This window comes from Streptomyces sp. UF-297, from assembly GCF_058245575.1.
The window spans coordinates 85,524-95,963 of the sequence record NZ_JBSIBZ010000026.1; the positions used below are offsets into that span (position 1 = coordinate 85,524).

Consider the following 10,440-nt stretch of genomic DNA (forward strand, 5'->3'; position numbering starts at 1 on the left):
CACAGAGCGTGATGGGGGAAGAGGGTAGGGCGCTCACAGGTCACCCTCGGTTGCCTTGGATGTCACGGGTGTCACCGGTGCCGCCGGGTGAGACGGGCGTGCAGGGTGCGCGCCGAGGCGTCGGTGAGGGCCGCGATCTGGTCGATGACCGCGCGCATACGGGCACTGTCGTCGCCGGCCGCTTCCGCCCTGTCGTACAGCGCGCGGAACTGCGGGTCCAGGCCGTCGGGGGCGCGGGCGATCAGTGCCTCGGCGAGCTCGGCGATGATCACGCGCTGTTCGGCGCGGAGCGCTTCCTGGTCGGGGCGCTGCATGACGTAGCGGTCGGCGACGGCCTTCAACACGGCGCATTCGAGCCGGGTTTCGTAAGGGACGACGAGCCGGGCGCGGTAGCGGGTCAGCCGTCCGGTGCCGTACTCGGCCCGGGTGGCGCTCTCCGCGGCCAGGCAGAAGCGGCCGATGAGCTGGCTGGTGGCGTCCTTGAGGCGGGCCTGGGCGAGCGCGGAGCCGTCGTAGCCGTGCGGCCACCACTCCTGGTCGAGCAGGCGGTCCAGGGCGGCGCCCAGTGCGGCGGGGTCGGCGCCGGGGGCGTAGCGGTCGGCGGCGACGGCGAAGACCTCGGCGCGCTCGGGGTCGGCGTGCAGGACGTTGGGGTCCAGGTGGCCGGCGTGCAGGCCGTCCTCCACGTCGTGCACGGAGTAGGCCACGTCGTCGGACCAGTCCATGACCTGCGCCTCGAAGCTGACGGCGTGCTCGGGGGCGCCGCGCCGGAACCAGTCGAAGACCGGCAGGTCGTCCTCGTAGACGCCGAATTTGCGGGACTTGGGGTCCTCGGGGTGCCCGCCGCGCGGCCAGGGGTACTTGGTGGCGGCGTCCAGGGCCGCGCGGGTGAGGTTGAGGCCGACGCTGAGGACCTGGCCGCTGTCGGAGCGTACGAAGCGCTTGGGCTCCAGGCGGGCCAGCAGCCGCAGCGACTGGGCGTTGCCCTCGAAGCCGCCGCAGGGGGCGGCGACTTCGTTCAGCGCGGACTCGCCGTTGTGCCCGAAGGGCGGGTGGCCCAGGTCGTGGGCCAGGCAGGCGGTCTCCACCAGGTCCGGGTCGCAGCCCAGGGCCGCGCCCAGTTCGCGGCCGACCTGGGCGCACTCCAGGGAGTGGGTCAGGCGGGTGCGCGGGCTGGCGTCCAGGACCCAGTTGGTCACGCCGGTGGTGCCGGGCGTGACGACCTGGGTCTTGCCCGCCAGGCGGCGCAGCGCGGCGGAGTGCAGGACGCGGGCCCGGTCGCGCTGGAAGGCGGTGCGCCCCGGGCGCTTGTCCGGTTCGGGGACCCACCGTTCGGTGTCGGCCTCGCCGTAGCCCGCGTCGTGGTGGTCGGTGCCGGAAGCGGCGGTCGGTGTTGTGCCCGTCATACCGCGACGGTAGCCGCCCGGTCCGGGTCCCGGTCGGATGAGGTACGCGCCAGGAGCGCCCGGTCGTAGCGGTGCAGCACGAGGCGGGCGAGGGCGGGGTGGTCGCCGAGGGGGGCGGCGGCGATCCAGGGGGCGGCCCGTGCGCACTGGGCGGCGAAGCGGCCGGGGGCGGTGAAGCAGGAGGCGAGGGCTATGCGGTGGCGGCCGTGGGCGGTCAGGGCGGCGGCGGCTTCGGCGACGGTCGGGGCGGCCCCGGGCGCCGCGATCGTGGGGCGGTCGCCGCCGTGGTCCGAGGGGGCGGCGACGCGCGTGGGGTCAGGTGCCGCGGTGGTGGCGTACGCGGGCAGGACGGGGATGCCGCCGAGGCGGGCGGACAGCAGTTCGGCGGTGCGGGCGGTGTCGGCGGCCGAGCGCGGTGCGCGCGAGCCCGCGGCGGCCAGCACGATGCCGGTACGGCGGGCCGCCGGGCTGCCGGGAGCGGCCGTGAACCCGGCCTCGGCGAGCCGGGCGTGCAGGGCCTGGGCCAGGAGGGGGTGCGGGCCGAGCGGGGCGGCGACGGTGGCGGACAGGCGGGATGCGTGCGGGGCGAGGGCTGCGGGGATGTCGTGGGTGACGTGGTGGCCGTGCGTCAGCAGCAGGGGGACCAGAACCGCCTCGCCGCGCAACTGCGCCAGGGCGTCGGGCAGCAGCGGCTCGTTCAGCTCGATGTGGCCGAGGCGGACGGGCAGTTCGGGGCGGAGCGCGCGGACGCGGGCCAGCAGCGCGGTGACGGTGCGCAGGGCGCGCGGGTCGCGGCTGCCGTGCGCCACGGCGAGCAGGGTCGGCGGTGGAGTGCGGCGGACCGGCGGCGTGGGGGCGGTGCGGTAGCCGCTGCGGGAGAGGCGGCTGAGGCGGTCGCTGAGCTGTGCGGTGATCTCGGTCATGAGCTGCGCCGTACTGTCGAGGACGAGGCCGGGGCGGGCGTCGTCGGCGGGGGCGGGGCCGGTGCGGCCTGCGTCGTCGCAGGGGGCGCGGTCCGGGCCCGGGGCGGGTCCGCGGCATCCTGCCGTCGGGCGGTCCGGTACGTTCCCCGCGGGGCCGGCCGGACGCCGGTGCGGGCCGCGGGCGGGCTGCTGCGGGATCGACGCCATGCCGGGAGCGTGGCAGGCGGGCGTTGCGGGGCCGTTGCGCGGGCATGACGGCTGGTTTCCGCCCCCTCACGCCGCCCGCCGCCACCGGTGAGGCGCGCGCCCCCGGTGCGTAACCGGGGCGTGGTGCGGGCCTAACACGCCCGCACCAGGCTGGAGCGTATGAGCACTGCCGCCCCTTCCCCCGCGCCCGCCGTCGACACCCACTGCCCGTACTGCGCCCTCCAGTGCGGGATGGGCCTGCGTCCCGCCGAGGGCGGTGTACGGGTGGTGGAGCGGCCCGCGTTCCCCGTGAACCGGGGCGCGCTGTGCGGCAAGGGCCGCACGGCGGCCGAGGTGCTCTCCTCCCGGGTGCGCCTGACCGCTCCCCTGGTGCGCGGCGCCACCGGGGAGCTGGAGCCGGCCACCTGGGACCAGGCGCTGGAGCGGGTCGCGAGCGGCCTGGCACGTACGGGCGCGGCGCACGGCAGGGACGCGGTGGGGGTCTTCGGCGGCGGCGGGCTGACCAACGAGAAGGCGTACGCGCTGGGGAAGTTCGCGCGGCTGGTGCTGGGGACCTCGCAGATCGACTACAACGGCCGGTTCTGCATGTCCTCGGCCGCCGCGGCGCAGCAGCGGGCCTTCGGGCTGGACCGGGGGCTGCCCTTCCCGATGGCGGATGTGGCCCGAACCGGCTGTGTGCTGCTGGTCGGCTCCAATCTGGCCGAGACCATGCCGCCCGCGCTGCGCTATCTGACCGAACTGCGGGACAACGGCGGCACGTTGATCGTCGTCGATCCGCGCCGTACGCGCACCGCCGAGCAGGCCGATCTGCATCTGGCGCCCCGGCCGGGCACGGATCTGGCGCTGGCGCTGGGCCTGCTGCACCTGGTGGTGACCGAGGGGCGCACGGACGAGGAGTTCATCGCGCGCCGCACCGCGGGCTGGCCGCAGGCGCGGGCCGCGGCGATGGCGCACTGGCCGGAGCTGGTGGAGCGGATCACCGGCGTCCCCGTACCGCAACTGCGCGAGTCCGTGCGGCTGTTCTGCGGCGCGCGGGAGTCGATGGTGCTGACGGCGCGCGGCCCCGAGCAGCAGTCCAAGGGCACGGACACCGTGGGCGCCTGGATCAATCTGTCTCTGGCGACGGGCCGGGCGGGGCGCCCGCTGTCCGGCTACGGCTGCCTGACCGGGCAGGGGAACGGGCAGGGCGGGCGCGAACACGGCCAGAAGGCCGACCAGTTGCCGGGCTACCGCAAGCTGTCCGACCCGGCGGCGCGGGCCCATGTGGCGGATGTGTGGGGCGTGCACCCCGATGTGCTGCCGGGGCCCGGCCGCAGCGCGTACGAGCTGCTGGACGCGCTGGGCGGCGATATCCGCGCGCTGCTGCTGATGGGCTCCAACCCCGTGGTCTCGGCGCCCCACGCGGCCCACATCGAGCAGCGCATCCGTTCGCTGGACTTCCTGGCGGTGGCCGATGTGGTGCTCTCGGAGACGGCGGCGCTGGCGGACGTGGTACTGCCGGTGACGCAGTGGGCGGAGGAGACGGGGACGGTGACGAACCTGGAGGGGCGGGTGCTGCTGCGCCGACGCGCCGTGCCGCCGCCGCCCGGGGTCCGTACGGACCTGGAGGTCCTCAACTCCCTCGCCGCGAGGCTCGGTTGGGACAAGGGGTTCCCCGCCGACCCGGAGGAGGTCTTCGAGGAGCTGCGGCGCGCCTCGGCGGGCGGGCCCGCGGACTACTCCGGGATCAGCTACCGGCGGATCGCCGGTGAACAGGGCGTGTTCTGGCCCTGCCCGCACGAGGGGCACGGCGGTACGCCCCGCCTGTTCCTGGACCGCTTCGCGACCGGGGACGGGCGGGCCCGCTTCGTGCCGGTCGCCCACCGCCCGGCCGCGGAGGAGACCGACGAGGAGTACCCCGTACTGCTGACGACGGGGCGGGTGCTGGCCCAGTACCAGTCCGGCGCGCAGACCCGGCGGGTGGCCGAGCTGAACGTCGCGGCACCGGGCCCGTACGTCCAGCTGCACCCCCGGCTGGCCGGACAGTACGGGATCGCCGAGGGCGACCGGGTGGCCGTCGTCTCGCGGCGCGGCCGGGCGGTGGCGCCGGCCCGGGTGAGCGCCGACATCCGCCCCGACACGGTGTTCATGCCCTTCCACTGGCCGGGCGAGGGGCGGGCCAACTCGCTGACGAACGCGGCGCTGGACCCGGTGTCGCGGATGCCGGAGTTCAAGGCGTGCGCGGTGCGTCTGGAGCGGGTGGAACCGTAGGAAGGCTCGTGGAACCGGTGGCCCCACAAGCCCCCGCCTCTCGCGTCAGAGCGCGGTGCGCTCCACCGGAATCCACAGCTCGGCGTCTGCCTGTGCCGCGTCCCGCGACAGCCGGACGCTCAGGATCTCCGGGCCCGGCCTGCTCCGGTACGGGTTGGAGGGGAACCACTGGGTGAACACGTCCCGCCACATGTACTGCAGCGTCTGCGGGAACGGCCCGGAGCTCTCGAAGACGGCCCAGGTCCCCGCGGGGACGGTGAGCGCGTCCAGGTCCTCGGGCACCTCGGCCCCGGTCACCACGCCGTGGTAGTAGTCGAGTTCGGTGCCCTCCGCCCGGCTCGGGTCGAGGTCGTCGCTCACCGCCACGATCCCGGCCGGCTCCTGGTCGGACAGTGCGGTGATGCGCCCTACCGTCTCCGCGTCGATGCCGCGGACGAACGCGGCGATCTGCGGGTTCACCCCCTCGTGGACGAGCGGCACCCTGGCCTTCTTGCCCGCCACCCGGAACCGGTCCTTGTCCACGACCCGGTAGTGCATGCTGCTGCTCCCTTCGACGATGAGGCGGAAGGACATCCGTGGCTGGGAGCGCAGCGCGGCACCCGTGCGCCGGGCCTCGCCCGGACCGACGCCGTGCACGGCGCGGAACGCCCGCGCGAACGCCTCCCCCGAGCCGTAGCCGTAGCGCACCGCGATCTCCAGCAGCGTCCGCTCCGTGGCGAGCACCTCGGCGCCCGCGACGGTGAGCCGCCTGCGCCGGATGTACTCCGCCAGCCCGATGCCCGCCAGCGCGGAGAACATCCGGCGGAAGTGGTACTCCGACGTCATCGCGATCCGTGCCAGCTCACCGGCCTCGATGGGCTCGTCGAGATGCGACTCGATGTGCTCCATGGCCTCGTTCAGCCGCTCCAGCACCACGGACTCCTTCCCTTTGCGCTCCTCACGGTAGGAAGACCGCATCCCGCCGGACCCGACTTCCTGTGCCCGCTCCGGTCGGGTGCGCCGTCGGGCGGCCTCTGGGGCGAGCGGCCGCTAGTACGCGTCGGCTTCCTTTAGTACGCGTCGACTTCCTTCAGGTAGGCCTCGCGGGTGTCCTCGTCCAGGAAGGAGGCGAGGAAGGAGTTGCGGGCCAGGGTGCGCAGGGTCTGCTCGTCGAGGGCCAGCGCGTCGCGTACGGCGGTGAAGTTGTCGTGGGCGTAGCCGCCGAAGTAGGCCGGGTCGTCCGAGTTGACGGTGACCAGCAGGCCGGCGTCCAGCATCGCGGGCAGCGGGTGGTCGGCGAGGTCGTCGATGACCCGCAGCCGTACGTTGGACAGCGGGCAGAGCGTGAGCGGGACCTGGTCGGCCACCAGGCGTGCGACCAGGCGCTCGTCCTCCATGCAGCGCACGCCGTGGTCGATACGGTCCACGCCGAGGACGTCCAGGGCCTCCCAGACGTAGGAGGGCGGGCCCTCCTCGCCCGCGTGCGCCACGCACTTGAGCCCGGCCTCGCGGGCCAGCGCGTAGACCTCCTTGAACTTCGACGGCGGGTGCCCGACCTCGGCCGAGTCCAGGCCGACGGCCGCGATCCGGTCCAGGTAGGGGCGCGCGGCCTCGAAGGTGGCCAGCGCCGACTCGGCGCTCTCGTCGCGCAGGAAGCACATGATCAGGCGGGTGCTGATGCCGTACGTCTCCTGGGCGGAGTCCAGGGCGCGGCCGAGGCCCTCGACGACCGTGCCGAGCGCGACGCCGCGGGAGGTGTGCGCCTGCGGGTCGAAGAAGATCTCCGCGTGGCGTACGCCCTGCTCCTGGGCGCGGGCGAGGTAGGCGTGCGCGAGGTCGGCGAAGTCGTCCTCGGTGCGCAGCACCGCCATCAGCGCGTAGTAGAGGTTGAGGAAGGACTGCAGGTCGGCGAAGGAGTACGCGCGGCGCAGGTCCTCCTCGGTGGCGTACGGCAGGGTGACGCCGTTGCGCTTCGCGAGCGCGAAGGCCAGCTCCGGCTCCAGGGTGCCCTCGATGTGGAGGTGCAGCTCTGCTTTGGGGATCGGGGGCACGGCGGGATCACACCTGTTCGGGGTCGCGGGACGGGCTCTCCAGGCTATCCGGGGCCCTGGGGCCGACCGGGCGACGGGCCCGCTCGACCCGGTCCGCGCGCAGCCAGTCGCCGCCCTCGACGGGGGTGGCGGTGGTGCGCAGGCGGGTGGCGAGCGGCTCGGCGGCCAGGTAGATCCAGGCGCGTACGGTGCGGCCGTCCGGGTACACGGCGTCGGTGGCCAGCCGCTCGTAGGCGTTGTCCGGGGCGCCGGGGACATGGCCCTCCAGCCGGTCCAGGACCGCGAGCACCTCGTCGTAGAGCGCTTCTCGGGGCGTGACGAGGTCGCCGTGCACCACCGCCTCGGGCGGGCCGGAGATCGCGTACGGGTAGCCCGGCCCGTCGTACAGCAGCGCGCCCCTGACCCGGGCGCTCTCCTCGGCCGCCGTCCGGCCGCGCAGGGCCCAGGCGTGATGGGTCTGGCCGGGCCGCAGCGTCCCGTAGACGAAGAACGGCAGCCGCTCGTGCATGGGGGGGGCCTTTCGACGGGTGGTCCGTGTGCGCCGGGCGCCGGTGGTGCGCCCGGCGCAACCATGCCAGCCCGCGCGGCGTCGCATCCAGGGAGGCCGAACGGGGCGCACGGGCGCCCGGCGGGCGAGGGCTGGGCGCGGCCGACGGCTCGTGGCTCATGGACGGCCGGGGAACGACGGCTTGCAGAACGGGGAGAGAGCATGCGGGGATTGCTGGGGCGGATACGGCTGCCGAGGACGCGCCGGGGGTGGCGGCGCACCGTCCAGGCCACCGTCCTGGCCTGCGTGTTCGCGCTGCTGCCGGCCACCTGGATGTACGCGGTGGCCGGGCCACGGGTGCGTACGGTGGCCGACGCGCCCGCGGCCCCGGTGGCCGTCGTCTTCGGCGCGGGCCTGTGGAACGGCGAGCCCTCCCCCTACCTCGCGCACCGGCTGGACGCCGCGGCCCGGCTCTACGAGCGGGGCGCCGTCCGCGCGATCCTGGTCACCGGCGACAACAGCCGCCACGACTACGACGAGCCGGACGCCATGCGCGGCTACCTCGTCAAGCACGGCGTGCCGGGCCGCCGGATCGTCAGCGACTACGCGGGCTTCGACACCTGGGACTCGTGCAGCCGCGCCCGCCGGATCTTCGGCGTGCAGCGGGCCGTCCTGGTCAGCCAGGGCTTCCACATCCGCCGCGCCGTGGCCCTGTGCCAGGCGGCCGGGATCGAGTCGTACGGCGTGGGCGCGCAGGGCGACGCCCACGACGCGACCTGGCTCTACGGCGGCATCCGCGAACTTCTCGCCTCGGGCAAGGCCGCGACCGAGGCACTGCTGCGCCCTGACCCGCGCTTCCTCGGGCCGCGGGAGGAGGGCGTGTCACAGGCGCTGCGGTGAGGGACGGACGCTTGCGGCGGACATGCGGAGTCCGGCGCGGTGCCGCGCCCCGTAAGGGGCGCGGGGGAACTGCGCGACGAGCCACAGACGGCCCGCCGTCAACCGACCGCACTCCCCGCGGAGCGCGTGGCGGCGGATGCGCGGGCGTACAGCCGGAAGGCGTCCTTCCACAGGACCGGGCTGTAGGAGGTGCGGTGGTTGTCGGGGCCGGTGGGGCCGCCGCCGTTCAGTCCGCCGATGACGCCGATGACGCGGCCGGTGCGGGTGCGTGCGTCGAAGCCGGTCAGCCAGGGGCCGCCCGAGGTGCCGCCGTAGAAGCCGCCGCACTCCATGCGCAGTTGGCGCCGGCCGGGCAGGCGGGTGGTGTCCGTGGTGCAGCGGACGGCCCGGTCGGCGGGGTCGTGGCGGACCGAGGGGTAGCCGATGACGGTGACGCGGTTGGTGTAACCGGGCGTGGGCGTGAGGACGTTGCCGCCGGTGACCGCCTCGATCGGCCGCCCCTTCGCGTCGGGTGCGACGGTCGCGAAAGCGAAGTCGAGGTCGGAACCTGGTCCCGTGTCGGTGCGCCGGGGGTCGGCGAAGGCGCGGCCGACCGCCCAGATGCCGTACGGCTGGGGGTCGGCGCCCGACCGGTACTGCGGCACGAAGGCGGCGCGCGGGCCGGGGTTGCAGTGGCCCGCGGTGAGGATGAGGTCACGGCGGGGGCTGCGCACGACGCTCGCGGTGCAGTGGTGCGCCTTGGCGTCCTTGCCGACGGAGAAGAGGACGCCGACGGACGGTATGCCGTCGAAGTGCTGCGCGTTGGGCGCGAGTTGGGCGCCTGCCGAACGGGGCGCGGCAGCCTCCGGGAGCGCGGGACCGGCCGAACGGGGTGCGGTGGCCTCGGCCGGGGTCGCGGCCGCCATCCGCTCGGGGGTCCAGTAGCGGTGGGCGTCCTCGGCGGTCCAGCCGGTGGCGCTCGCGTCCGCTTCGGCGGGGCGCGCCGCTGCCGTGAACGTGGAGGTACGCGCGTCCGAGGGGGCGGTGGCCCAGGCCGCCTGCGCCGCGCCCATACCCTCCTCCTCCGTGACGCCGACCGCCGTCGCGCTCGCCGCGCACAGGGCGATCACCACGCCCGCCGCCACCGCTCCCGTGCGGCGGCGCCGCGCTCCTGCCCGGCTCAACGGGTCTCCTCCGCCAGCCAGGCGAGGTAGCCCGCGCCGCCGCGGACGACCGGGGTGGCGATGATCTCGGGGGTGTCGTAGTCGTGCGCCGCGAGGAGGTGGGCCTCCAGCTCCTCGTAGCGCGCGGCCGTCGTCTTGAACAGCACCTGCCACTCCTGTGCCGTCTCGATCGCCTGCTGCCAGCGGTACACGGAGGTGACGGGCGCGCTGATCTGCGCGCAGGCCGCCACCCGCGCCTCGACCGCCCCCCGCGCCAGTTCCTCGGCCTTGGCGGCGCTGTCGGTCGTCGTCATCACGGTCAGGAACTGGGCCTGCTGGTCTCTCACGGCTCGTTCGGCCATGTGGACACACCCTCCGGCGTCGGCTCGGCGTACGGATCTCCCGCATCGTACGGACCGGAAGGATCTTCCAGGCCGACCAGGTGCCGCCGGACCGGTATGCGCCCCGATGCGTCCGGAAACATCCGGGCGCGCCCGCTTGCGGGCGGGCGGGCCGCCATCAGGATGGAGCGGACGGGACATCGCGGACGGAAGGACCATTGCCACCATGGACGACCTCACCACCCTCGCCCGCCGGCAGCTCGACGAGGCGCGGACCTCACCGCACGGCCGCGGGGCGCATCTCTTCCTGCACGACGGGCCGCTGCGGCAGACCGTGATCGCGCTGACCGGGGGCTCCTCGCTGGACGAGCACAACGCTCCCCCGGCGGCCAGCCTCCAGGTCCTGCACGGCCACGTACGGCTGACCGCCGCCAGTGGCGACCAGGATCTGATCGCCGGTCAGATCGCGGCGATCCCGCACGAGCGGCACGGGCTGCTGGCCGTGGAGGACTCCGCCGTACTGCTCACGGCGGTCACCGCAACGGCACCGTAGACGGCGGGAGTTGGCGCGCGGGACGGCCGACGGACCGTACGGCTTCCGTACAACCCTTTCGCCCGTCCGGTGGTCTGCTGTGGCGACAACGCACTTATGGGGGAAAGGTCTTGAGTATGCGCATCCATGCTGTACGTACCGTCGTCGCCGGAGCCGTGGGGGGGGGGGGGGGGGGGGGGGGGGGGGGGGGGGGGGGCGGGG

10 protein-coding genes are annotated in these 10,440 nt (G+C 74.8%); 3 read left to right on the plus strand and 7 right to left on the minus strand.

The annotated features are described in order from the left end of the window. Positions 1-71: 71 nt before the first annotated feature. Positions 72-1,406, minus strand: coding sequence for a deoxyguanosinetriphosphate triphosphohydrolase (locus AC4IJH_RS17625; RefSeq protein WP_490852675.1), 1,335 nt, complete (start codon positions 1,404-1,406; stop codon positions 72-74). Then, complete coding sequence (locus AC4IJH_RS17630) at positions 1,403-2,329, minus strand: sirohydrochlorin chelatase (protein ID WP_490852688.1); 927 nt, start codon at positions 2,327-2,329, stop codon at positions 1,403-1,405. The genes AC4IJH_RS17625 and AC4IJH_RS17630 overlap by 4 nt, the downstream gene beginning before the upstream one ends. A gap of 366 nt (positions 2,330-2,695) precedes the next feature. On the opposite strand from AC4IJH_RS17630, the gene AC4IJH_RS17635 reads away from it, so the two are divergent. Beyond that, positions 2,696-4,786, plus strand: a complete 2,091-nt coding sequence (locus AC4IJH_RS17635; protein ID WP_490852676.1) for a molybdopterin oxidoreductase family protein — start codon at positions 2,696-2,698, stop codon at positions 4,784-4,786. A gap of 45 nt (positions 4,787-4,831) precedes the next feature. Here AC4IJH_RS17635 and AC4IJH_RS17640 read toward each other — a convergent pair whose 3' ends face one another. From AC4IJH_RS17640 to AC4IJH_RS17650, 3 genes are all read right to left on the minus strand, one after another. Further along, positions 4,832-5,698, minus strand: a complete 867-nt coding sequence (locus tag AC4IJH_RS17640) for a GyrI-like domain-containing protein (protein ID WP_490852677.1) — start codon at positions 5,696-5,698, stop codon at positions 4,832-4,834. Between the two features lie 137 nt (positions 5,699-5,835). Then, on the minus strand, positions 5,836-6,816 hold the full coding sequence (locus AC4IJH_RS17645; RefSeq protein WP_490852678.1) for an adenosine deaminase: 981 nt from the start codon (positions 6,814-6,816) through the stop codon (positions 5,836-5,838). Between the two features lie 7 nt (positions 6,817-6,823). Continuing rightward, positions 6,824-7,324, minus strand: coding sequence for a gamma-glutamylcyclotransferase family protein (locus AC4IJH_RS17650; protein ID WP_490852679.1), 501 nt, complete (start codon positions 7,322-7,324; stop codon positions 6,824-6,826). A 201-nt stretch (positions 7,325-7,525) separates the two neighbouring features. On the opposite strand from AC4IJH_RS17650, the gene AC4IJH_RS17655 reads away from it, so the two are divergent. Further along, positions 7,526-8,203, plus strand: a complete 678-nt coding sequence (locus AC4IJH_RS17655; protein ID WP_490852680.1) for a SanA/YdcF family protein — start codon at positions 7,526-7,528, stop codon at positions 8,201-8,203. Between the two features lie 98 nt (positions 8,204-8,301). Here AC4IJH_RS17655 and AC4IJH_RS17660 read toward each other — a convergent pair whose 3' ends face one another. Both AC4IJH_RS17660 and cutA read right to left on the minus strand, forming a co-directional pair. Beyond that, positions 8,302-9,366, minus strand: coding sequence for a trypsin-like serine peptidase (locus AC4IJH_RS17660; protein WP_490852681.1), 1,065 nt, complete (start codon positions 9,364-9,366; stop codon positions 8,302-8,304). After that, entirely contained in the window at positions 9,363-9,707 is a 345-nt protein-coding gene (gene cutA / locus AC4IJH_RS17665) for a divalent-cation tolerance protein CutA (RefSeq protein WP_490852682.1), read from the minus strand. The genes AC4IJH_RS17660 and cutA overlap by 4 nt, the downstream gene beginning before the upstream one ends. A 205-nt stretch (positions 9,708-9,912) precedes the next feature. On the opposite strand from cutA, the gene AC4IJH_RS17670 reads away from it, so the two are divergent. Next, the gene (locus AC4IJH_RS17670; protein ID WP_490852683.1) at positions 9,913-10,239 is read left to right on the plus strand and encodes a cupin domain-containing protein; all 327 of its coding nucleotides are present in this window, start codon (positions 9,913-9,915) and stop codon (positions 10,237-10,239) included. Positions 10,240-10,440: the final 201 nt, after the last annotated feature.